Raw genomic sequence first — 22,558 nt, 5'->3', positions numbered from 1 at the left:
AAAAAAAAGAGGGCACGATGTCCGTCATGGGCGGCATTGAATCCAATCATGACGGAATGACGGCGTCTCCGCGAAAAAGATTCCGGAAAAAGAACCGTGAAGAGGATACCGGCCGGCTTACGCGTGAGATCCATACCGGTTCACGGCTGCATATGGCGAAGGGGATTACGCTGCTTGAAAGCATCAACCTGGCTGATAAGCGGGCTGGCCAGGAACTGTTGCGCGAGCTGCTGCCTGCAACAGGTCGCAGCATACGCATCGGCATAACGGGTGTCCCTGGTGCGGGGAAAAGTACATTCATCGAAGCGTTCGGGCTAATGCTGGCGGAAGCAGGCCACCAGGTCGCGGTCCTTGCGATCGATCCAAGCTCCACTGTGACAGGCGGCAGCATCCTCGGTGACAAAACGAGGATGGAGCAGCTCGCTAAGCATCCTAAGGCGTTCATCCGTCCCTCCCCTTCCGCCGGGACCCTTGGCGGTGTGCATAAGAAGACACGCGAGACAATGCTTCTTTGTGAAGCGGCGGGCTATGATATCATCCTCGTCGAGACGGTCGGAGTCGGACAAAGCGAAACTGTCGTGCGCGGCATGGTCGATTTTTTCCTTCTTCTCGTCCTGACCGGTGCGGGGGATGAATTGCAAGGGATGAAGAAAGGGATCATGGAGCTTGCGGATGGCATTATCGTCCATAAGGCGGACGGAGATAATGAGAGACTCGCGAAAAAAACGGTCCGTGAATATAAACAGATTCTTCACTTCCTGCAACCTTCAACGCCCGGCTGGACAACAAAAGCGCTGCCGGTCTCTTCGCTCAAAAATACCGGCCTGCAAGATGCATGGAATATGATTCTCTCATTCAGTGAGCAGATGAAAGAGAGCGGTGTATGGGAAAAGAGAAGGCAAGCGCAGACGAGAGACTGGTTCCAGTCGGCGATCGAGGACCGGCTGCTTGATATCTTTTATTCGGAAGAGGGACGGAAGGAAGAGGTCAGCCGGCTGGAAAGACGGCTGCTGCAAGGCGAAATCACCGTTGCCGGCGCGATTGAAGAACTTTTCAAAGAGGACGGCAGCTAGCCGGGAGTACGGCTTTTGCAAGATGACCCGTCAACTGCTATGATTACCGTATAAGATGAAAGGGGAGTACGACATATGACAATGAATTTCAATTTCTATATGGACGATATAACAAATCAGGCCCGTTCTGAAATGGAAGCAAGCGGATACGAGCAGCTCCGGACTCCGGAAGATGTGGAAGAGGCTTTCAAACGCCCGGGAACAACTCTTGTAATGGTGAATTCGGTCTGCGGCTGCGCAGGTGGCATTGCACGCCCGGCGGCTGCGCATGCCGTGCATTATGACAAGCGTCCGACGCATCTTGTCACAGTGTTCGCAGGACAAGACAAGGAAGCGACAGCACAGGCGCGCATGCATTTCGGCGATTATCATCTTCCATCTTCCCCATCTTTTGCTTTGCTGAAAGACGGAGAGCTTGTGGCTGAAGTCGGCCGGCATGAAATCGAAGGGCATGATCCGATGTCTGTCGTCACGAATCTGCAAAGCAAGTTCGAGGAATTCTGCGAGGAAGTCTGATAAACGAAAAGTCCAACCAGGCCTTCGGGCACGGTTGGACTTTTTCATTTCTCATTTCAGAGTAACAGGCTCAGGCCAAAAGCGAGGGTTGAGGCGAGCATGGCAGCGACCATCATATAGACGACAAACTTCTGGATTTTTTTATTGCTCATCAGGCGATTCTCCTTACGCTATAAACTAACTCTATTTTACCAGAAAGCCAGCGAAACTCAACATGTAGCGGATTCGCTTTGTTCGCGTTACAATAAGAAGAGGGAGGGATGGAAGTGGAAAAAGTGGACCATATCGGCATAGCGGTGAAAAGCATCGATTCGGTGCTGGACCATTACATACATACATTAGGCCTGCAGCTGATCGGCATTGAAGAGGTCGAGAGCCAACAGGTGAAAGTGGCATTTCTGGACGCGGGGAATATAAAGCTTGAGCTGCTGGAGCCGATGAGCGAAAACAGCACCATCCATACGTTCATTGAAAAGAAGGGCGAAGGCATCCATCATATCGCATTCGGCGTTGCCGGAATTGAAGAACGGATGGCCGGGCTGAAAGAAAAAGGAGTGCGTCTTTTGTCCGACGAGCCGAAACCTGGCGCCGGCGGAGCACAGGTAGCCTTCCTGCATCCGAAAGATTCTTTCGGCGTCCTTTACGAGCTGTGCGATAAAAGTGGCAAAGGGGATCAGTAAAATGGATATATACGATAAAATAAATGAACTGTATGACAAAAAACGTGAAATTGAGCTGGGGGGCGGAGATGAACGCATTGAAAAGCAACATGAAAAAGGAAAACTGACGGCTCGTGAGCGGATTGACCTTCTGCTTGATGAAGGATCATTCGTGGAACTGAATCCGTTTGTCATCCACCGCACGAGAGATTTCGGGATGGACAAGTTGATTGGGCCGGGAGATGGGGTCGTGACGGGATACGGAAAGATTGATGGCCGCCCGGTTTACTTATTCTCGCAAGATTTCACCGTTTTCGGAGGAGCGCTTGGTGAGATGCATGCAATGAAGATTGCGAACGTCATGGATCTTGCTGCGAAAAACGGCGCGCCGTTCATCGGCCTGAATGATTCCGGCGGTGCCCGCATTCAGGAAGGGGTTGTATCGCTTGACGGTTATGGAGATATATTTTACCGAAATGCGATATACTCAGGAGTCATTCCGCAAATATCCGTCATCCTTGGACCCTGTGCAGGTGGAGCCGTCTATTCACCAGCGATCACCGATTTTGTTTTCATGACGGATAAAACAAGCCAGATGTTCATCACAGGACCGAAAGTGATCGAGACTGTGACAGGCGAAAAAATCAGCTCTGAAGACCTCGGCGGTTCGAAAGTGCATAACTCGATCAGCGGTAATGCGCATTTCCGGGGGGAGAGCGAAACGGAGGTCCTTAAACAGGTCCGTCAACTTCTATCCTATTTGCCGCAAAACAACGAAGAGAAAGTACCGCGCCAAGAGACGGGCGAAGGGGATGACTACCGTCCGGACCTTGCAGATGTAGTGCCCTTTGAAACAATCCGCCCGTATGATGTGCGGAATGTCATCAGTCAAATAGTGGACGAGGGTACTTTCCTTGAGGTGCAGCCTGAGTTTGCAAGAAATGCGGTTGTCGGGTTCGCCAGGATGAAAGGCGAGACGGTTGGCCTAATCTGCAACCAGCCGAAAGTGATGGCGGGCGGACTTGATATCGATTCTTCCGATAAAATTGCCAGATTCATCCGGACGTGCGATTCCTTTAATATACCGCTCATCACATTTGAGGATGTCACAGGTTTCTTCCCGGGCGTCAAGCAGGAGCACGGCGGCATCATCCGCCATGGCGCAAAGATCTTGTATGCCTATTCCGAAGCGACTGTGCCTAAGATCACCGTCATTCTGCGAAAAGCGTTCGGCGGCGCGTATGTCGCTCTGAATTCCAAAGCGATCGGCGCCGATATCGTGTATGCATGGCCGAACGCAGAAATCGCGGTCATGGGTGCAGAAGGTGCTGCCAATATCATCTTCGCACGGGAGATCGCTTCAAGTGACGACCCGGACACAACCCGCGCGCAGAAGATCGAGGAATACCGGACAAAATTCGCGAATCCATATGTCGCTGCTTCGCACGGTATGGTAGATGACGTCATCGATCCGCGGGAAACCCGCATCAAGTTGCTGCAGGCGCTTGATATGATGAGAGGCAAAAAAGAGGAACGGCCAAAGAAGAAACACGGGAACATCCCGCTTTAATTTGAAGAATGGAGTGAATAGACATGAATGAAAAAAGGTTGCTAGATGAATTTTTCGAGCTTGTCCAGATTGATTCCGAGACGAAACATGAAGGAACGATCGTTCACGTTCTGAAAGAAAAGATGGAAACGCTTGGTTTTAAGGTGACTGAAGATGATTCTGCTGCGCGCACCGGACACGGAGCGGGCAATTTGGTAGCCAATCTGAACGGGACAGCAGAGGGCGCCGATCCGATCTATTTTACGTGTCATATGGACACCGTCGTGCCGGGTAAGGGAATTAAGCCTGAACTTCGTGAAGACGGTTATATCTATTCGGATGGCACAACAATTCTAGGGGCAGACGACAAAGCGGGCCTTGCTGCTCTGTTTGAGATGGTCCGTGTGCTTAAAGAAAATAACATCCAGCATGGCGACATCCAATTCATCATCACAGCGGGTGAGGAAAGTGGTCTTGTCGGCGCAAAAGAACTGGACCCGGATGTCTTGAAGGCGAAATATGGATATGCGGTCGACAGCGACGGAAAAGTCGGCGGCATTGTAACAGCTGCTCCGTATCAGGCAAAACTTTGGACGACCATTCACGGGAAAACCGCTCATGCCGGCGTAGCTCCTGAAAAGGGTGTTTCCGCTATCAACATAGCTGCCAAGTCTGTTTCCCGGATGACTCTAGGAAGAATTGATTCGGAAACTACAGCTAATATCGGACGCTTTGAAGGCGGACAGGCGACGAATATTGTCTGTGATGAGGTCCATATTCTAGCAGAAGCCCGTTCCATCAACGAAGAAAAATTGGACAGACAGACAGCCCATATGGTGGATACGTTTAAACGGACGGCGGAAGAAATGGGCGGCAGTGCAGAAACCGAAGTGAAACTAATGTATCCTGGATTCCATTTTGGGGAGGATGCCGAAGTCGTCAAAGTTGCAATGCAGGCGATTGAAGCGGTCGGCCGCAAGCCGGAACTGATGACTAGCGGAGGCGGCAGCGACGGTAATGTATTCAACGGAATGGGCGTTCCGACGGTTACCTTATCGGTTGGATATGAAGAGATCCATACGAAAAACGAGCGTATGCCGGTAGAGGAACTGAACAAACTTGCCGAACTGCTTGTAGAGATTGTCAAAACAGCAGCGACCCGCGGAAAGAAGGGCTGAATATGGCGGATATGAAAGCGGTCATCGTCCGATGCGGCAATGAAGAGTACGCATTGCCGGTCGATTCGGTCGTATCAATCGAAAAAATGGAAAAAGTGAATCCCATCCCACACCTCCCGGATTATATGCTCGGCCTTATGCGGGCACGCGGCGAATTGACGCCAATCCTGGATTTTGAAAAAATCCTATACGGTAAGCATGCCGACGATCTGAATGAAGTGAGGGTTGTGATCGTGCAGACCGCTCAGCTTCATATCGGACTTGTTGTGCTGGAAGCGAAAGAAATTGTGGATATACCGGAAAGCAGCTTGACGACATCCGGGCTGATGGCGTATTCGCGGACGCCTTATTTCACAGCTGTCGCAAGCCTGGGCGACAGGATGATCACAGTCGTCGATCCACATAAGCTGTCGGAATCGTTGTCGGGAATGGATGAAATTGGAGAGTTTGTTCATGCGCAGGCTGCCGCGGAACAGTAAAAACAGAGCGTGGCTCATGCCCCGAGGGGATGAATCGCAGTGAGTGGTAAAACAAATGCACGGGTGATCCTTCATCTGGACATGAACAGCTTTTTCGCATCCGTCGAGCAGGCGCATGACCCTTCACTCAAAGGTCTGCCGCTTGCGGTTGCAGGAAATCCAAAAGAACGCCGGGGCATCCTCGTAACTTGTTCATACGAAGCGCGGGCGTACGGCGTCTACACGACAATGTCGGTAGGAGAGGCAAGACGGCTATGCCCCGATCTTGTCATCGTACCGCCCGACAGAGAGAAGTACCGGGAAGCTTCTGCTGCGGTTTTCACTATATTGAGATCCTACACCGATCTAGTGGAGCCGGTATCGATCGATGAAGCGTACATCGATATTACCGATATCGGCGGTTTGACAGATGCTGTATCCATTGCAGAGGAATTGCAGCAGAGGATACTCAGGGAACTGGATTTGCCCTGCTCAATTGGAATTGCGCCAAATAAGTTCTTGGCAAAGACTGCGTCAGATATGAAGAAACCAATGGGAATCACGATTTTGCGCAAGAGGGACGTCCCTCGGCTGCTTTGGCCGCTGCCTGTGATTGAAATGCATGGAATCGGGGAAAGCACTGAAAAGCGGCTGCAATCTATCGGTATCCAGACAATCGGTGATCTGGCACAAGCGGATGAAACGATTGTAAAAATCAAGCTCGGTAAAAATGGCCTCCGGTTGCACAGACGGGCGAACGGCATAGATCATAGACCAGTTGATCCGGCTTCGGCGGAGGAGCGAAAAAGTGTCGGCAGTTCAACTACGCTGCCGATCGATGAGACGGATGAGGAGGCATGCCTGCAGGTGCTGGGAAAACTTGCTTCGCAAGTGGCAGGGCGTCTCCAGCGCAATGAATTGGCGGCGATCTCGATATCCATCCAGATACGGACGTCTGACTGGCGCAACCAATCACGAAGCCGCTCACTGCTGAATCCCGTATATGACACCGAAGCGATTTATCCGGTAGCTGCAGAATTGTTCCGGAAAAATTGGGAAGGAGATCCTGTCCGTCTGCTCGGGATCACAGCTTCGAGTGTAGTGCCGATCAGCGATTTATATGAGCAGCTGTCATTTGATACATTCGAACGGCATGCAAAGGAAGTGCAAATGGAAGAACTGGTCTCGGATTTGGATAAGAAATTCGGAGAAGGAAAAGTGAAATGGGGCGCAGGATCCCGGCTGGGCCCGAAGGAGGGATAACGAGTGGAAATCACATTTTTAGGAACCGGCGCAGGCATGCCGTCCAAACAGAGGAACACCTCATCGCTCGTCATCAGCCTGGCAGCCGAGGAAGAAGGATACTGGATGTTTGATTGCGGTGAAGCGACGCAGCACCAATTATTGCACACGCCGCTCAAACCCCGCAAAATCAACAAAATCTTCATTTCGCATTTACACGGTGACCACATTTTCGGATTGCCTGGTTTTCTCGGTTCCCGGTCATTCCTTGGAGGGGATGAGCCGCTGGATCTTTACGGACCTAAAGGGCTGCAAGATTGGCTGAAAGTCACGTTCCGCTTGACGAAAACCCATCTTTCATATGAACTGAATGTCCATGAGATTGAAGAAGGTGTCATTTATGAAAATGAAAACTTCACTGTCACCGCTTTAGAACTGGCCCATGTCATACCAAGCTACGGTTTTCGTATAGAGCAGAAACCGCTCGCAGGCAAGCTGCTGATCGATCAGGCGCTTGCTGAAGGAGTTCCAAAGGGTCCGCTGCTGCAACAGTTGAAAGACGGGGAAGATGTGGAACTTCCTGATGGCCGGATTGTCAGAAGTGCGGACGTAACCGGTCCCCGTCAGCCCGGTTTCGTTATTGCGGTTCTCGGAGACACGAGTTATACAGAACAGGCAGTGGCTTTAGCGAAAAACGCAGACGTTCTGATCCATGAGGTGACGTTCGAAGAGGGGACAGAAGGGGCGAAGGAATTTGGCCATTCTACTGTCACGGAGGCCGCAGAGGTGGCGCGCAAGGCAGGCGTAAAAACACTGATCGGCAATCATGTCAGTTCCCGTTACATGCCAAGCGACATGAAACGGCTTCTTGGACAGGGACAATCGATTTTCCCCAATTTATTTATTGCAGATGACCTTTCTAAGTATGAACTGAAAAACGGTACCATACAGGAAATAACTGATTAACAGTCCGCCCTATTGCGCACGAGGGGCGGATTGTTTGGCGTTAAGAAAACCGTCTGCCCAGGAGGGGGAGACGGTTTCAATCAGGATCGGCTCAAAACGTCCAACCGCGCTCGTATTGCTTAAGGGACGGAATTTCTGTATGCAGCTCTTTCGCCGCCCTGTAAGGCCAGTAGGGATCCCTCAGCAATTCACGGGCGAGCAGGATCAGGTCGGCGCGTCCATTCCTCAATATCTCTTCTGCTTGCACACCTGTTGTGATCAGGCCGACTGCACCCGTTGGAATATCCGCTTCCCGACGGATCTCCTCTGCATAGGGGACTTGATATCCGGGAAACGGATCAATCGACGCTGGCACATTCGCCCCTGAACTGACGTCGATCAGATCCACTCCCTGTGTTTTCATCCAGCGGGCCATTTGGATATAGTCACGCGGTGTCATGCCGCCTTCTGCATAATCGTTCGCCGATATTCGGACAAATAATGGACCGTCCCAAATGGAGCGTACCGCATCAATGGTCTCCCGTAAAATCCGATACCTGTTCTCGCTTGGTCCTCCGTATTCGTCTGTCCTTTTGTTCGTCAGCGGTGACAGAAACTCATTCAGCAAGTAGCCGTGGGCGGCATGAAGTTCGATCACATCGAAGCCTGCCTCTTTCGACCGGGCAGCAGCTTCTTTAAATGCCTGGACAGTCCGCTCTATATCGTTTTGTGACATTTCTGCCGGTGTCTTGTATTTGTCATTGAATGGAATGCCGCTCGGTGCAAAGATTGGCCCGTCGACAGTCGCCTTGCGTCCCGCATGTGCGAGCTGGATACCAGTTTTCGCACCATTCTCCTTCATACGGGCAACCAATTCAGCAAGGCCTTTTGTATGGCCATCACTCCAGATGCCAAGATCTTCTGCTGTAATCCGCCCTTCCGGCAGGACAGCTGTCGCTTCAACAATGATCAGCCCCACCTGGCCTGCTGCGCGAGAAGCATAATGGACATCATGGAAACTTGTTGATTTCCCGTCTTCTCCGCAGGAATACATACACATCGGGGCCATGACGATCCGATTCTTCAAAGTTACGCCGCGCACTGTATAGGGCTCGAATAACAATGCCACATTTATCGCCTCCATTAATTACATTTCGATTCAAGTATAGCAAAGGGAAGACTTCAAGACTTCGTGCCAAGCTCACGGGATCTCGCTGCCGCTGCGCTAAGGCATTCAGCAATCGCCTCTTTGAACAATCGCCTTTCCAGCACGTTGAGCCCCGCCTCCGTCGTTCCGCCCGGACTCGTCACATTCCGTCTCAGTTCATCAGGCTCGGTGCCTGTCGCCCTCAGCATGAAGGCGGCGCCTTCGATCGTCTGTACGATCAATTCACGTGCCGTTTCCTTATGCAGACCATTATTAATTGCCGCCGCTTCAAGAGCTTCCGCCAAATAATATATGTAGGCTGGTCCGCTGCCGGAAAGGGCAGTGACGGCATGAAGATCATCCTCTTTCACCTCTTTGACGATGCCGATCGCACCGAGCAGATGCAGAATTTCCTCACGCAAACTGTCAGTCACAGTCTCGTTCATGGCAACAGCGCTTGCCGATTTGCCAATGGCGGCTGATGTATTCGGCATGCAGCGCGCGACAGGCCGCATGCCAAGCCCATCTTCAATCGCAGTGATCGGAACGCCAGCTATGACCGACAAGGCAGCAGCTGTGGGACCTACATAATTGGAAATGTCCTGCATCGCTTGCCGGATATCTTTCGGTTTCGTTGCCAGCACGATGAGATCAGCTTCACCGAGCGCACGCCTCTCCTTGCAGACAATCGATAACCCGTATTTCTGCTGCAGATTTTGTAATCTATCATCATCCGCCTTATTCATGACAAAAATGCGTTCCGGCATGACAACCTTATGAGTCACGATGCCAGCAATTATAGCCTCCGCCATCGATCCAGCCCCGACAAACACAATCTTCTCCATCTCGTCTCCATCCTTCCATTACTATTCAAATAGAAAAAAGGCGTTCCCATCCTCAATACAAAGGACGGAAAACGCCTGTTCCCGCGGTACCACCAATGATTCTGCAGGCCAATCCGCCTACAGCGCTCATTCTCCCGTAACGAGGGAGGCACGGCCGTTTTTGAGGCGGCAGCTCCAAAGCAGGTTCGAGTCGCGAGAGGGATACCCGGTTTGCAGCCATGAACGGGCTCTCTGAAATCCATCGCATCTCTACTGGTCTTCATCAATGCTTGATTATTAGAAAAATTATGGCATGCCATTTCTTGAAAGTCAACCTTTAAAATGAATCACCAAATATGATAAAAAGAAGGGCGATAACAGCGGCGACAAGCACGATCACTGTTATTTTCCATGGGCTGACAGGCGCTTTGCCACTCACCTTTCCGGTCTGGCCATTGACCAGGAAGCGGTATACTTTCGACTTGTAATTGAATGATGAGATCCAAAGCGGCAGCAGTACATGTTTGTACGTGATGTCCCTATGCTGCGTCGATACCTCGGAAATCCGGACTTCGTCGCCGATCTCTTTGCGCAAAATCGAATTGTCGATGCGCCGGCCAATCAATCCCTTGGCGTCCTGCCATCCGACATTCAGAGGAATGGAGTACCGTTCAGCCAGGAATCCGGACATATACTCCGTCCTGTAATCGACAAGCTCCTCAAGTCGGAAGGGCTCCACTTTATCCATCAGTCCGGAAGCGACATTGCGTGAGGCTTTGACAAGTACGTCATCGAAGAACTCAGAATGTCTCCCGTGCTTCGTCCGCCATCTGATCTTCCGGACTTGTTCGGTCACTTCCTTCGGTTTGCCGTCTTCCATGATGGTTCTTGTCTCGGTCACATAATAATATGTCCCGATCTGGACGGTGTAAGCGGAATGGGTCTGTGCATCAAATGTCCAGTAGGGGATATAGGCGCCCTTAATCCGCTGCAGCTCGTAAGATCGCTTCAGATCATTCGGTGCAAGATACCGTTTCCTGATCCATATCTTGAATTTCTCTGCCGCCTCCTTCTCACCGATCTTGAACGGGACGAGAAGGGAAGGCCGAATGCCGGCATCCGTATCGGAAAGAACGATGTGGCTGGAACCGCAAAACGAACAGAAATCAGCGGCAGCATCCCTTTCGAGCACTGTTTCCGCCCCGCAGCCGTCGCAACGGAAGACACGGCGGCTGTTGCCGAAGTCGATATCCTCCTGCCTGAGACCCGTATGAAAATCGAGCTCGACAGCATTGTTCCGCGTCTCCTCGATTTCAACCCGGGACCCGCAGAAGGGACATTTCAATTGGCCTGTGGCTGGTTCAAAAACAGTATTGCCGCCGCATGAGTCACATAGCCGGACGTCTGTTTCTTCCTGCAGGCTCAGTTCCTCTCCGAGCTCCCCGCCAGGCCGATCCACCTTCTCTGTCATGCATCGAGGCCTCCTCCGCACTCACCGCAGAACTTGGAAGCTAGGGAGTTTTTCGCCCCGCAATCAGGACATATTTTTTCTGTCGCTTGTTTCGCGCCGCATTCACCGCAAAATCTTGAATCCTTATTGATCATCGCTTGGCAGCTGATGCATGGAACTTTTTCAGCTTGGAGCGACTTGCCGCACTCCGGGCAGAATTTTGCCGTAGCACGGATCTGCTCTCCGCAATGCGGACATGGTTTCTTAGCCGCAGCTTGCGTTTCCGTCTGCTGCGCAGGGGAAGCGAATGCACCGGCCATCACTTGGCCGAGCGCAGCTCCAGTGCCAAGACTCGCTCCTGCCCCGACAAGACCGTTCCCTTCGTTCTTCGCGATGTCCCGGATCGCTTCAGCCGCCTGATATTGCTGGTATTGTCCCATGTTTCCGAGGACGCCCATCGTCGTTCTCGTATCCATCGCCTGCTCGACCTCTTTTGGCAGAGAAAGGTTCTCGATGAACAAAGAGGTGATATCGAGGCCGAACGATGCGAACCGGTCTTTCATCTTCACAAGCGCACCATTGCTTAACTCATCATAATTCATCGCCAGATCGAGTGCAGCGATGCGCGATTCACCAATCAGATCCGTCAGGCCCGACAGGATCATCTTCTTCAAGTGGCCTTCAATCGTATCGGTGTCATAAGCGCCATTTGTCCCGAACACCTCTTTTAGGAACTGGGAAGGGTCTTCGACTTTATAGGAATAAATCCCGTATCCACGCAGCCGGATCATCCCGAAATCAGCGTCCCTCATCATGATGGGATTGGAAGTGCCCCATTTTCGGTCGATGAACTGTTTCGTATTGACAAAATAGACTTCCGCTTTGAAAGGCGAGTCGAAGCCAGTCTTCCATGATTTTAATTTTGTCAGTATCGGCATGTTCTGTGTATACAGCAAATGGTGTCCGGGCAGAAACACGTCAGCGATCTCACCCTCGTTGACAAATATGGCTGCTTGCGATTCCCGGACAATCAGTTTCGCACCCATTTTAATTTCGTTGTTTTGCACAGGAAAGCGGTACACCATCCGGTCTGTGCTCTCGTCTGTCCATTCGATGACTTCAATGAATTGGCTTTTCAAAAAATCAAAGATCCCCACTCTCAGCGCCCCTTTTCACGACTGGATTTTCTGTTAGTATATCATATTACGAAAATGGGTCTCTGAAAGTTTCAGAAAGCGTCGCCGGATGACGTTCTGCTGTAAACGTTGTACAATGGACTGAATAGTGATTCAGTCCAGCTGTTTGAAGGAGTTTTGAAAATGATCCATAAAATTGTAATCCCGACACCATTCGCTGTCGGGGATGTCAATGCCTATTTGCTGAAGGGGGATGCCTTGTCGCTGATCGACGCAGGTCCGAAAACCGAAGCTGCATATGAAGCACTCAAATACGGGATTGCGCAGGCCGGTTATTCATTTGCGGATATCGAACAAGTCATTCTGACGCACCATCATCCGGACCACGCTGGCTGGGTCGATGCCTTCGGCCATGCGAGCATCATCGGCCACCCATACAATGACTTTTGGCTGCGCCGTGATGAAGATTTCATGGCATTCCATGACCGTTTCTATATGGAACGCCTCCTTGAAGAGGGGGTTCCTGAAAGGTACTTAAGCTGGGTGGACAAGATGAAGCGGCCCCTTGCCGTTATGGGAAGCCGCCCGCTCGACCGGATGATCGGTGAGGGAGAGGAACTTCCGGGCCATCCCGGCTGGCATGTGCTCGAAACACTTGGCCACGCACAAAGCCACCTTGCCTTCTGGAATGAGGAGGAGGGCAAACTGATCGGCGGTGATGTTGTGCTTGACAAGGTTTCTTCAAATCCTCTCATTGAACCGCCGATGAATCCGAAAGACAGCAGGCCAAAATCTCTTCTGCAATACAATGAGTCGCTCGAGCGCATTGCGGCAATGCCTGTTAAGATCATCTATTCAGGGCATGGGGACGAAGTGCGTGACGTGCAGCCGCTCATCAAAACCCGTCTCGCGAAACAGAAAGAACGTGCAGGTAAAGTGCACGGCATGCTGGCAGGAGGCAAGAAAACGATCTTCCAACTGACTCAGGAATTATTTCCACTAGTATATGAGAAAGAACTAGGCCTGACCTTATCTGAAACCATCGGCCAAATCGATTTTCTGCTTGACCGGGAAATGATCCGTGAAAAGGAAGATGAATCTGGAGTTTTGCAATATGAACAGGCGTAAGAGAGTTTTGATCACCGGGGCAACGAGCGGCCTTGGCAAAAGCATTGCGATGAAACTGCTTGCCGAGCCCGACCGCTTCATTGTGCAAGGTGTCGGAAGGGCGCCAGATGCGCTGTTTGATCTTCAAAATGAAGGGGCTGCTGTTTTCCCTGCTGACGTGACTGACATAAACCAGATGGATGCAGTACTGGAACAGACGGGCATACCTGATATCGTGATCCTTTCTGCGGGCATGGGAAGATTCACTCCGGTGCATGAGATGGAGGACGATGAGATCAGGCAGACGATGGACGTCAATGTAATTTCACAGATGCTGCTCATCAATAGGCTGCTGCCGAGCATGATCGCTAGGGGAAGCGGTCATTTGATTTTTATCGGATCGCAGGCCGGCAAAGTGGCAACACCGAAATCAGCTGTGTATGCGGCGACAAAGCATGCGCTTATCGGGTATGTCAACGCGCTCAGGATGGAGACGGCGGAGCTTGGCATCCACGTCACTATCATCCATCCCGGACCGATCGACACCCCTTTCCTCGACCACGCAGACGAAACTGGCAGCTACCGCAAGTCGCTCGGCAGGCATCTGCTAACTGTCGATACGGTGTCGGACGCCTGTATCAAGGTGATTGATAAACCGGTCCGTGAAGTGGATCTTCCAAAATATATGGGGATTTCGAGCAAACTGTATCAACTTGCTCCTGGACTAGTGGAGAAAGTGGGGAAGAAGTATTTTACAAAGAAATAAAAGCAGGCTGCTTGGGAACCCGTTTCCTGAGCGGCCTTTTTGGTAAGGAATTCTGTGAAAAATTAGACATGGGCAGAAACACTTGTACATTTCGTTACAACTGTTTATAATGTAAACAAATGTTTAAGGAGGCCGGATATCCGTGAATGAAAGAGAACGGCTTATATTTGAGCTGATCCGGAAGAATCCATTTCTATCCCAGCAAGAGATCGCTGACAGCCTGCAGATGTCACGGCCTGCAGTCGCAAACGTGATATCCGGGCTCATGAAACGCGGTGCGATTACTGGCAGAGCTTATGTGATTCCCGAGTCGAAGAGGATTGTCTGTATTGGCGGCGCCAATGTCGACAGGAAGTTCCACTTGAAAAAAACTGTCCAGTTCGGAACTTCGAATCCATCGACGCTCTCTGTAGCAATCGGCGGAGTAGCAAGGAATATCGGCGAAAACTTAGGAAGACTTGGCCATAAAGTCCAGCTTCTCAGCACCGCAGGACCCGATGCGGACTGGGATCTTATCCATGGCCACTCATCGCCATTCATCGACTTGTCAGCTGTGCAGCTGCTTGCCGGGCATTCGACGGGTTCCTACTCCGCAGTAATTGAGCAAAACGGGGAACTTGCCATCGCCATGGCGACGATGGACGTCTACAGCGAACTATCGCCTGACTATATCCGGACGAATGAGCGTCATCTCGCTGGCGCCGCCATGATTGTCATTGACTTGAACTGTCCGAAAGAGACCGTGGAAACTGTTAAAGAAATTGCGCAAACTTACAGGGTTCCTCTGTCGATCGCCCCGGTGTCGTCACCTAAAATGGTGAATATGCCTGAGTCGCTTGAAGGAATCACATGGTTCATCTGTAATGAGGATGAAGCAGAGACGCTGACAGGCATCCGGATTGATTCGCGTGAAGCGTGGGAACTTGCTGTCCGTAAGCTGCTTGATGCGGGAGTGGGACACGCGGTCATCACGAGGGGAGCAAAAGGCGTGATGTCCGGGAACCGAGGACATGAAGAGGTCCGCCACTTCGAAGCAGTCCCGGATGTACCGGTGCAAGACGTTACCGGTGCAGGTGACGCTTTCATTGCGGCACTGCTGCATGGCGTAGTATCCGGCTGGGAGCCGGTCGACTGCATTCACGCGGGTCGTGTGAATGCCGCGAAAACGCTTGCCGGCAGACATACAGTACGCCCGGAACTTAGTGAAATTCAACTTGAAAATGATATGGAGGAATACAGATGAAACAATTTATTTCATACTCAAAAGAAGTTGCCGACGCTTTACATGAAGGAAAACCAGTTGTCGCCCTGGAATCGACTATCATTTCTCACGGAATGCCGTATCCGCTCAATGTGCAGACCGCGCGTGAGGTGGAGCAGATCATCCGTGACGGCGGTGCTGTACCTGCTACCATCGCATTGATTGACGGTGAGATCAAGATCGGCTTATCAGATGAAGAGCTTGAACTGTTTGGAAATAGTAAAAACGTAGCGAAAGCATCCCGCCGAGATCTTCCCTATCTTCTTGCAACAAAGCAGCTAGGTGCGACGACTGTAGCAGCGACAATGATCTGTGCTGATCTCGCAGGCATCCGGATTTTCGTGACAGGCGGAATCGGCGGCGTCCATCGTGGAGCTGAGACGACGATGGATATTTCCGCTGACCTTGAAGAACTCGCCCAGACGGACGTGGCTGTAGTGTGTGCGGGTGCGAAGTCCATCCTCGATATCGGCTTGACACTTGAATACCTTGAAACAAAAGGGGTGCCTGTCATCGGGTACAAGACGGAAGAGCTTCCAGCATTCTATACACGTAAAAGCGGCTTTCCGATCAATTTCCGTGCGGATGAGCCGGCAACTGTTGCGGATACACTGCGCGTAAAATGGGAACTTGGATTAAAGGGCGGCGCGGTCATTGCAAATCCTATCCCTGAACAAGATGAACTTGCACCTGAACTGATCAATGGCATCATTGAAAAGGCGATCCAGGAAGCGAATGAAAATGGCATTACAGGAAAAGATACGACTCCGTTCCTGCTAGCGAAAGTGAAGGAACTTACAGAAGGCAAGAGCCTTGATGCAAATATTGCACTTGTGAAGCATAACGCTGTAATCGGTGCGCAAATCGCGGTTGCATATTATAAATGATGAAGTTAGCCCCTTAATGTGGATGGCTCCTGGCGTTTCACGCGTCTTCCGGAGCTTGACCGGCAGGGGCTTTTTTATATGCGTCATCAGTTTGCTGCTGGCGATGGGGGTGAATATGATAGACTTATATGAATCATACTTGCGGTACAGGGGAGGGGAGCTGGATTATGCCTAAGGAATTTGTCTTGTTTTCGGCAAGCCATATCAGCGCCATGATTGTTGCCTTCATCGCCGTGACGGCACTGTTTTTCACAAGAAGGAGATTGCGCTGTCTTGGCTGCAAATTGGTTTTCTTTGAACGGACAGCAGCTTGCTTTTTGCTGGCCTTGGAAGTCTCTTATCATGTTTGGATGTGGACTACAGGACGCTGGCGTCTGATCGATTCGCTTCCTCTTGAATTATGCAGCATCGCGTTGCTCGTCACAATCGCACTATTATGGACGGGAGATCGCCGAATGGCTGATTTTGTCTTGTTCGCTGGAATTGGCGGAGCCATTCAAGCCCTTGTAACGCCGGTGCTGGGCATCGATTTTCCTCACTTTCGCTTTTTCCATTTCTTCCTCACCCACACGGGCATCATATTGACGGGCTTGTACTACGTATGGATAAAAGGACATCAGCCGTCTTTGAAAGGCATCTGGCGTGCATTTTTATACCTGAACGTCCTAGCTGCCGCCATCATGCTGGTCAATAAGCTGGCGGGCGGGAACTATATGTTCTTGGATCATAAACCTTCCAGTGGAAGTCTGCTTGATTACTTAGGACCTTATCCTTGGTATATCGGGTCTCTGGAAATAGTCGCTTTGGCAACCTTCTTGTTGATCTGGCTTGCCCTTCGGAAAAGTTCACAGAATTGACTGGACGCATAAGCGGATGGATGCTAAAATTTAGTAACTATGGAGGTGCACAATCATATGGCACATAATGAGAAGACGGGCAAAATCAGCTTGAAAGACGCTGTGCGACAGCAACTGGAAGCCAAAAAGAACAAAGCGGGGGGCAACCGAACTGCCGAAAACCCGTTCCAGCAAGCTCCGAAAATGAAAAGCCAGCAGACTAAGAAAGTGAGTCAATCCCGCAGGAAAATGGGCGTCTGACGACAAAGCGACACATACCGTACGTGCGGTAGGTGTTGTTTTTTTATACGTTAATAAACTGTTGAGGGAGGAGGCTAGTATGAAAATCATTTTAGCACCGGATTCATTTAAAGGCAGCTTGTCGGCCGTGGTGGCGTCCTATGCAATGAAAGAAGGCATATCGGCAATGGTTCTTGAACTGGCTGGGTTCTATGATCACTTACAGAAGACGGATCTTATTATTACGGGCGAGGGAAAATCGGACGTACAGACTATATCAGGTAAAGCTCCGTTTGGAGTCGCTTTAGCTGGAGCGAAGGAAGAAAAACCTGTTTTACTCATATCGGGGAGCATCGAGGAGAAGGATTTTCACAGGCTGCAGCCCTTTTTCTTCGGTCTGCACAGCCTGACCGAAGGCGGTGTTTCCGTTGAAACTGCAAAGAGGGATGCTTACTTCAGGCTTGCCCAAAAAACACGGCAAGTCGTGGAGGGACATATAACTCAAAAACTTACAGGGAAATATTAAAAAAGACTGCCAGATTTCCTTTTCGGAAACCTGGCAGTCTTTTATATCACTATTTATTTGTTGTTTTTATCGTTTTTCAGTTCATCGTTCTGGCGTGCACGCGCTTCGCCGCCTTTATGGCCGATTTCTTCATAGAATTCGTGTCCATGCGTGCGTGCTGTTGCTTCGCCGCCTTTACGTCCTGCTTCTTCTAGAGACATTTTACCTTGGTTGTTTTTGTTGTTGTCTTTTGCCATGTTAAATCTCTCCTCGTGTTTTGTATTTTTCTTACATGGTTTGTATGGCCTCCTCACAAAATCTTAAACCTTCATTTCATCGGACAATTGTAATATAAGATGCTGGTAGGTAAGATAGGAGTAAATGCTTCCATAGGTTTCTACTATTTTCTTGTTGACTAAGCGGTTCCACTTAACAGCCGCAGCGATGAAAAAGAGAGTATCCCATACGGTAGACAGAGTACATAACCAAAAGAAGGGGGAGGGGACCCACGTGACATTCAAAGAAAGAAGAACTGAAGAAATCCTGCAAGCTGCTTACTGCGTGTTTGTCGAGAAGGGGTTCGAGTGGGCAACCATGCAAGACGTGGCGGATGCTGCAGGTCTTGGCGTCGCTACAGTGTTCCGTTACTTTCCAAAGAAAAATAAACTGATCATCGCTGTAATCGTCAAGATCTTAAAAGAGCGGCTGCCCTCATTTGAAAAAATCCGGCATAGTGAAGGGACTTGCTATGATAAAATTGAAATGCTGCTGAATCACTACATTAAAGTGAGTGAATCGCATGTGCAGAACGATATGAAGCTGCTCGAAGCATTCGAAACTTACGCGGCTTATGCAAAAGAACCTATTGAGGATATCAGTGAGTATCACCAGGCATATGCGGAAATCACAAATGTCATCAAAGCGTTGATCGAGGAAGGGAAAAATGATGGTTCCATCAGATCCGATATGGCGAACCGCGATGTGCTTGGCGCCATCTCGAATGTCATGGGTGTTTTCACAAGGAAATTGTCGTTCTTCGAAAGTGTCCGAATGGGTGAAATGGTGATTTTGCCGGTTGAGCAGGCAGTGATTGTGAAGACAATCTTGCTTGATTACTTGAAGCCGCCGTATGAGCAGGAAGCGGGGGAGTAACAACGAGAACTGCACTGACATGCAAAATGCTGATATACATAAGGGCTTGTACTATCCAAAGAAACTAGATAAAGAGGGAAATCCGAAAATATCCCGGATCTCCCTCTTTTTTATTTATACAGTTACGCCTTCAATTTCATTGATCTTGTCGGCGATCGCAATCGTCAATTGCTCAGCAGTTTCAGGTACAAAGTTCTTAAGGATTGAATTGATCATAGCGCCCATCATGCCGCCAGCTGTAATATCAAGATGGCCGGTCATACGAGTTGCTGTGTCGGATACCTTTTCAGCTTCAAAATAGCCGCCGCCGGTAAAGTTATCAGACAAGCCTTTTAAGTCGAATGTCACCTTGGAAGGCTCGATCCATTCTTTGATGTCGATTTGGAGCTTGACTGTCTTCTTCATAAAGCCAAGGTCTCCTTTGAATTTCCAAGTGGATTGTTTCTCGCTTAGGATTTCATGCTCGATGTAACCAGGTACAAGTGGGGCCCAGTTGTTCATGTCGCTGACAAAGTTCCAGATGTTTTCGATTGGTACTTGAAGTTCTACTGTATGTGTTCCGTTTGGCATATTAGTTCACGCTTTCTATTGTATTTTAATTATAGAGCAAGAAGCTCTGCATCACGTATTTCCCGAGATTCCTTTGCGCCGACTTCCTTGCCGACGATATAACCCATTGTCATAGCGGGTCCGATTGTACCGCCTGCGCTAGTATAGACAGGGCCGAGGATACCCATTGCAGCATTTCCAGCCGCATAAAGGCCATCGATTGCTTGTCCGCGAAGGCTCATCACTTCGCCTTTTTCATTGATGCGCGGACCGCCATTGGTGCCAAGAGCGCCAAGATGGACAGGAACTGCATAGAATGGCCCTTTTTCAATCTTGCCAAGGTTCGCGTCAGCACAGCCGCCGCCACCCAAGATATTCTCGAAGTGAGTCGTGCCGCGGTGGAAATCTTCGTCCACCCCTTTTTCAACATGTTCGTTCCAGCGCTTCACAGATGCTTCCAGTCCGTCCGGGTTTACGCCGATCTTCTCCGCAAGCTCCCGCAAGGATTCAGCTTGATCCACCCAGTCAGGCGCATCTTCGCCAGGCATCATCGTAATGATTATCGTAGCATCTTTAAGCTGCTGGTCGAAAATCATCCAGTTCGGCGCTTCGTTCGGGTATTCAAGTGCGACCGGATCGAAGTTGAAGAATGTACGCGGAAGGTCGTTATAGGTAGTTCCTTCGTGCGCAAAACGTTTGCCGTGTTTGTTGACGATGATGGAGTTTGGACCCATACGGCCGCCGCCCGTCTGATTCATGACATGGTCTTCGTATTCGAATGTAGGGTCCTGCATTGTCGGGTAATACCAAGCTTCCGCCATATTGCCTAGTGCAGCTCCCGCTTCCATCGCCATGATCAATCCATCGCCATCGTTTCCAGGAGGGGACATTGGATGCGTAATATGGCCCTTTAGGAATGTCTTGACCAATTCCTGATTCCATTCAAATCCGCCAGATGCCAGTACTACGCCTTTGCGAGCGCCGATAAAGATCTTTTCACCCTCTTTTTCAGCGACGACACCAATTACTTTTCCTTCGTCATCCATGACAAGCTCTTTGCCAGGCGTATTTATCTGGATATCGATGCCGCGGTCAAGTGACGCTTTCAAAAGAGCGGCTATCAAAGAACGCCCCATGGTGACAATGTTATTTTCCATGCGCTCCGCGACTTTCATGAAGTCGATTCCGCCGACAGCTCCGCCTTCAGCAAGCGTGAGCGGAGGGAACACCGGGTTTTGGCGGACAAGGGCTCCCCATTCGCCTACATCGTTTAGATTGAAAGGTTCCGGGTCAAGCGACCGTGTACCGTTTTTATATGCTTCCGGGAGGTGACCGTAGTATTCGGAATATCCTTCCGGTGTCTTGAAACGAAGTGGTGTATTCTCATGCAAGTAGTCAATCATGACATGTCCGGTATCAACAAATAGATCGATGAATTTTGGATCCGGCTCCTTACCTTGTGTGAGACGCTTAATAAAAGTGATTGCTGATTCGCGGTCATCTTCCATTCCTGCTTCTTTCATGTAGCGGTTCAATGGAATCCAGGGAACACCGCCGGAAAATGCTGTCGTCCCGCCAATTTGGTGCGTTTTTTCTAGCATCAGCACTTCAGCGCCTTGATCTGCTGCCAACACAGCGGATACGAATGCGGCTCCTCCTGTACCTAGAACAACAACATCGACTTCTTGGTCCCATTGTGCAGGTTTTTTAGCTGGCATTGCTCTTTCCCCCGTTTCTATGTGTATGTAATAAATAGATTTGAAAAATGATAGTGTTGCTATCATTAGGTACAGTTTACTGCACATACATTCCAATATGCAACAAGAATTTGATATATATTACCTAGTTTAATTTAAGTATATAGTAATATTGTTTTGTGGTTTATTATTTAAAAATTTATGCGTTTCATTGCAAATGCAGACTGAATACTATTTATAAAGCACTGATGCTAAAAAAATCACAAAAAATAATAGTCGGAAAAAAATAATAGGATGATCGGCGGCTAAATAAAAAAGTCATCGAAGGGGCTGGCCAGAAAGAATAAATTTCATTCTAAGGATAGTAAACAAACACTGTAAAATAGAAAACGCAGCATCGCAAATGGAAAAAACCTATAACCGAATGAGGACGGTTATAGGCGGGATGATACTTATATGTACTTTCTTTCTGCTTTGTGCTGAAGGTTGTTCATTTGTGAATGATATGCGGACTGAGTGCGTGTTCCAATGATGCATAAATCGATATTTTGTCGAATGATAGGCCGAGTTGTATGGCAGTTTGTGCGATCTCAGGCCGAATTCCGCATAAAGTAACATCAACGCCGATCAGCGCCAAGGAATCATGAAGCAAAAACAGCTGCTGGGCAACCATCGTATCGATCATAACAACGCCCGAAAGATCGATATAGAGCCTGTCCAGTTTTTTGGCATCGCACTGAAGCAATGTCTCTTCCAAGATATATGTCGCTCGGTCCGTATCGATATCGCCGATCAGCGGAAGCAGTCCAGTGTTCGCTGTAATCTTGATGACAGGGGAGCTGAGTTCATTGATCAGTTCCTGATGGCTCGTCAGCCGCTCCTTGGCAGATTTATCATATACTTGCATGAACCAGAGGGTGACTTTATCGAATGTCTTTAGAATCATCCCTTTCCATTCATCGATCTGATGTTTGGACACTTCATGTAATTCGGCGAATCTCTCAACAACCGCAAAATACTGGTCCCTTGTTCGATAGAACTCATGCATGATGGCATTCATAGGGGTGAGCTGGTGGCTTTCATCATTCGCGACGGCATGCACCCACGCCTCCATCTCCTGATAGAAGGCAGCCTTCTCTTCCTTGAACATTTGGAAGAAACGAAGGTGGAACGCCTTGTTCTGTTCTTTTAAGACACGGATTTTCTCCTCGTCCGTCACTCCATAGACACCTGTCTTATGTGAAAGGTTATGGTACCATTCCTCCGTCAAGTCGGAAGCCTGATCTATAAGGAATTCATAAAGTTCATTGGTCATCACCATCGATATGCCTCCTTCCTCTACTGCAAATCTGCTCTACTTTCTACTACTGTATTACAAATC

25 protein-coding genes are annotated in these 22,558 nt (G+C 49.7%); 16 read left to right on the top strand and 9 right to left on the bottom strand.

Annotation, left to right across the window (positions count from 1 at the left end):
• The first annotated feature begins 17 nt into the window (after positions 1 to 17).
• Both meaB and ACZ5FK_RS02940 read left to right on the top strand, forming a co-directional pair.
• Positions 18 to 1,073, top strand: a complete 1,056-nt coding sequence (gene meaB / locus ACZ5FK_RS02945; RefSeq protein ID WP_464807346.1) for a methylmalonyl Co-A mutase-associated GTPase MeaB — start codon at positions 18 to 20, stop codon at positions 1,071 to 1,073.
• A 75-nt stretch (positions 1,074 to 1,148) separates the two neighbouring features.
• Positions 1,149 to 1,589, top strand: a complete 441-nt coding sequence (locus ACZ5FK_RS02940) for a BrxA/BrxB family bacilliredoxin (protein WP_464806423.1) — start codon at positions 1,149 to 1,151, stop codon at positions 1,587 to 1,589.
• 56 nt (positions 1,590 to 1,645) lie between these two features.
• Here the strand turns inward: ACZ5FK_RS02940 and prli42 are convergent, their stop codons facing one another.
• The gene (gene prli42 / locus ACZ5FK_RS02935) at positions 1,646 to 1,741 is read right to left on the bottom strand and encodes a stressosome-associated protein Prli42 (RefSeq protein ID WP_464806422.1); all 96 of its coding nucleotides are present in this window, start codon (positions 1,739 to 1,741) and stop codon (positions 1,646 to 1,648) included.
• Between the two features lie 114 nt (positions 1,742 to 1,855).
• Between prli42 and mce the strand changes: the two genes are divergently transcribed.
• The 6 genes from mce to rnz are packed head-to-tail and all read left to right on the top strand — an operon-like array spanning position 1,856 to position 7,641.
• Positions 1,856 to 2,269, top strand: coding sequence for a methylmalonyl-CoA epimerase (gene mce, locus ACZ5FK_RS02930; protein ID WP_464806421.1), 414 nt, complete (start codon positions 1,856 to 1,858; stop codon positions 2,267 to 2,269).
• A 1-nt stretch (position 2,270) separates the two neighbouring features.
• On the top strand, positions 2,271 to 3,818 hold the full coding sequence (locus tag ACZ5FK_RS02925; RefSeq protein ID WP_464806420.1) for an acyl-CoA carboxylase subunit beta: 1,548 nt from the start codon (positions 2,271 to 2,273) through the stop codon (positions 3,816 to 3,818).
• Between the two features lie 23 nt (positions 3,819 to 3,841).
• Positions 3,842 to 4,975 (top strand): M20/M25/M40 family metallo-hydrolase, encoded by a 1,134-nt coding sequence (locus ACZ5FK_RS02920; protein WP_464806419.1) that lies wholly within the window; start codon positions 3,842 to 3,844, stop codon positions 4,973 to 4,975.
• Positions 4,976 to 4,977: 2 nt separating this feature from the next.
• Positions 4,978 to 5,454: a chemotaxis protein CheW gene (locus ACZ5FK_RS02915; protein WP_464806418.1), complete on the top strand. Its 477-nt coding sequence runs from the start codon at positions 4,978 to 4,980 to the stop codon at positions 5,452 to 5,454.
• 39 nt (positions 5,455 to 5,493) lie between these two features.
• Positions 5,494 to 6,696 carry a DNA polymerase IV gene (locus ACZ5FK_RS02910; protein WP_464806417.1) on the top strand — a complete coding sequence of 401 codons (1,203 nt, stop codon included), beginning with the start codon at positions 5,494 to 5,496 and terminating at the stop codon, positions 6,694 to 6,696.
• Between the two features lie 3 nt (positions 6,697 to 6,699).
• On the top strand, positions 6,700 to 7,641 hold the full coding sequence (rnz, locus tag ACZ5FK_RS02905) for a ribonuclease Z (protein ID WP_464806416.1): 942 nt from the start codon (positions 6,700 to 6,702) through the stop codon (positions 7,639 to 7,641).
• A gap of 91 nt (positions 7,642 to 7,732) precedes the next feature.
• On the opposite strand, the gene namA is transcribed toward rnz, so the two are convergent.
• From namA to ACZ5FK_RS02885, 4 genes are all read right to left on the bottom strand, one after another.
• Complete coding sequence (gene namA / locus ACZ5FK_RS02900) at positions 7,733 to 8,689, bottom strand: NADPH dehydrogenase NamA (protein WP_464807345.1); 957 nt, start codon at positions 8,687 to 8,689, stop codon at positions 7,733 to 7,735.
• A gap of 113 nt (positions 8,690 to 8,802) precedes the next feature.
• On the bottom strand, positions 8,803 to 9,612 hold the full coding sequence (gene proC / locus ACZ5FK_RS02895) for a pyrroline-5-carboxylate reductase (RefSeq protein WP_464806415.1): 810 nt from the start codon (positions 9,610 to 9,612) through the stop codon (positions 8,803 to 8,805).
• Positions 9,613 to 9,928: 316 nt separating this feature from the next.
• A complete protein-coding gene (locus ACZ5FK_RS02890) occupies positions 9,929 to 11,062 on the bottom strand; it encodes a hypothetical protein (RefSeq protein ID WP_464806414.1) in 1,134 nt (377 codons plus the stop codon).
• Positions 11,059 to 12,198: an SPFH domain-containing protein gene (locus tag ACZ5FK_RS02885; RefSeq protein ID WP_464806413.1), complete on the bottom strand. Its 1,140-nt coding sequence runs from the start codon at positions 12,196 to 12,198 to the stop codon at positions 11,059 to 11,061. The genes ACZ5FK_RS02890 and ACZ5FK_RS02885 overlap by 4 nt, the downstream gene beginning before the upstream one ends.
• A gap of 162 nt (positions 12,199 to 12,360) precedes the next feature.
• Between ACZ5FK_RS02885 and ACZ5FK_RS02880 the strand changes: the two genes are divergently transcribed.
• The 7 genes from ACZ5FK_RS02880 to ACZ5FK_RS02850 all read left to right on the top strand — a co-directional run bounded on the left by ACZ5FK_RS02880 (position 12,361) and on the right by ACZ5FK_RS02850 (position 17,800).
• Complete coding sequence (locus ACZ5FK_RS02880) at positions 12,361 to 13,305, top strand: MBL fold metallo-hydrolase (RefSeq protein ID WP_464806412.1); 945 nt, start codon at positions 12,361 to 12,363, stop codon at positions 13,303 to 13,305.
• Positions 13,292 to 14,050 (top strand): SDR family NAD(P)-dependent oxidoreductase, encoded by a 759-nt coding sequence (locus tag ACZ5FK_RS02875; RefSeq protein WP_464806411.1) that lies wholly within the window; start codon positions 13,292 to 13,294, stop codon positions 14,048 to 14,050. The genes ACZ5FK_RS02880 and ACZ5FK_RS02875 overlap by 14 nt, the downstream gene beginning before the upstream one ends.
• A gap of 142 nt (positions 14,051 to 14,192) precedes the next feature.
• On the top strand, positions 14,193 to 15,293 hold the full coding sequence (locus ACZ5FK_RS02870) for a PfkB family carbohydrate kinase (protein WP_464806410.1): 1,101 nt from the start codon (positions 14,193 to 14,195) through the stop codon (positions 15,291 to 15,293).
• Positions 15,290 to 16,198 carry a pseudouridine-5'-phosphate glycosidase gene (locus ACZ5FK_RS02865; RefSeq protein ID WP_464806409.1) on the top strand — a complete coding sequence of 303 codons (909 nt, stop codon included), beginning with the start codon at positions 15,290 to 15,292 and terminating at the stop codon, positions 16,196 to 16,198. Before ACZ5FK_RS02870 ends, ACZ5FK_RS02865 begins: the two co-directional genes overlap by 4 nt.
• Before the next feature lie 167 nt (positions 16,199 to 16,365).
• Positions 16,366 to 17,055 carry a YwaF family protein gene (locus ACZ5FK_RS02860; protein ID WP_464806408.1) on the top strand — a complete coding sequence of 230 codons (690 nt, stop codon included), beginning with the start codon at positions 16,366 to 16,368 and terminating at the stop codon, positions 17,053 to 17,055.
• A 57-nt stretch (positions 17,056 to 17,112) separates the two neighbouring features.
• Entirely contained in the window at positions 17,113 to 17,295 is a 183-nt protein-coding gene (locus ACZ5FK_RS02855; protein WP_464806407.1) for a hypothetical protein, read from the top strand.
• Positions 17,296 to 17,374: 79 nt separating this feature from the next.
• A complete protein-coding gene (locus ACZ5FK_RS02850; protein ID WP_464806406.1) occupies positions 17,375 to 17,800 on the top strand; it encodes a glycerate kinase in 426 nt (141 codons plus the stop codon).
• A 53-nt stretch (positions 17,801 to 17,853) separates the two neighbouring features.
• On the opposite strand, the gene ACZ5FK_RS02845 is transcribed toward ACZ5FK_RS02850, so the two are convergent.
• Positions 17,854 to 18,036 (bottom strand): KGG domain-containing protein, encoded by a 183-nt coding sequence (locus ACZ5FK_RS02845; protein WP_464806405.1) that lies wholly within the window; start codon positions 18,034 to 18,036, stop codon positions 17,854 to 17,856.
• Positions 18,037 to 18,289: 253 nt separating this feature from the next.
• On the opposite strand from ACZ5FK_RS02845, the gene ACZ5FK_RS02840 reads away from it, so the two are divergent.
• Complete coding sequence (locus ACZ5FK_RS02840) at positions 18,290 to 18,931, top strand: TetR/AcrR family transcriptional regulator (protein ID WP_464806404.1); 642 nt, start codon at positions 18,290 to 18,292, stop codon at positions 18,929 to 18,931.
• A 114-nt stretch (positions 18,932 to 19,045) separates the two neighbouring features.
• On the opposite strand, the gene ACZ5FK_RS02835 is transcribed toward ACZ5FK_RS02840, so the two are convergent.
• The 3 genes from ACZ5FK_RS02835 to ACZ5FK_RS02825 all read right to left on the bottom strand — a co-directional run bounded on the left by ACZ5FK_RS02835 (position 19,046) and on the right by ACZ5FK_RS02825 (position 22,498).
• On the bottom strand, positions 19,046 to 19,501 hold the full coding sequence (locus ACZ5FK_RS02835; RefSeq protein WP_464806403.1) for a CoxG family protein: 456 nt from the start codon (positions 19,499 to 19,501) through the stop codon (positions 19,046 to 19,048).
• A gap of 29 nt (positions 19,502 to 19,530) precedes the next feature.
• Complete coding sequence (locus ACZ5FK_RS02830; RefSeq protein ID WP_464806402.1) at positions 19,531 to 21,198, bottom strand: FAD-binding protein; 1,668 nt, start codon at positions 21,196 to 21,198, stop codon at positions 19,531 to 19,533.
• Between the two features lie 469 nt (positions 21,199 to 21,667).
• The gene (locus tag ACZ5FK_RS02825; protein ID WP_464806401.1) at positions 21,668 to 22,498 is read right to left on the bottom strand and encodes an STAS domain-containing protein; all 831 of its coding nucleotides are present in this window, start codon (positions 22,496 to 22,498) and stop codon (positions 21,668 to 21,670) included.
• Positions 22,499 to 22,558: the final 60 nt, after the last annotated feature.

The sequence above is a fragment of the Sporosarcina sp. GTC18466 genome, from assembly GCF_055389225.1.
The sequence above is the reverse complement of the archived record's forward strand: the minus strand, read 5'-3'. Positions and strand labels throughout refer to the sequence as shown.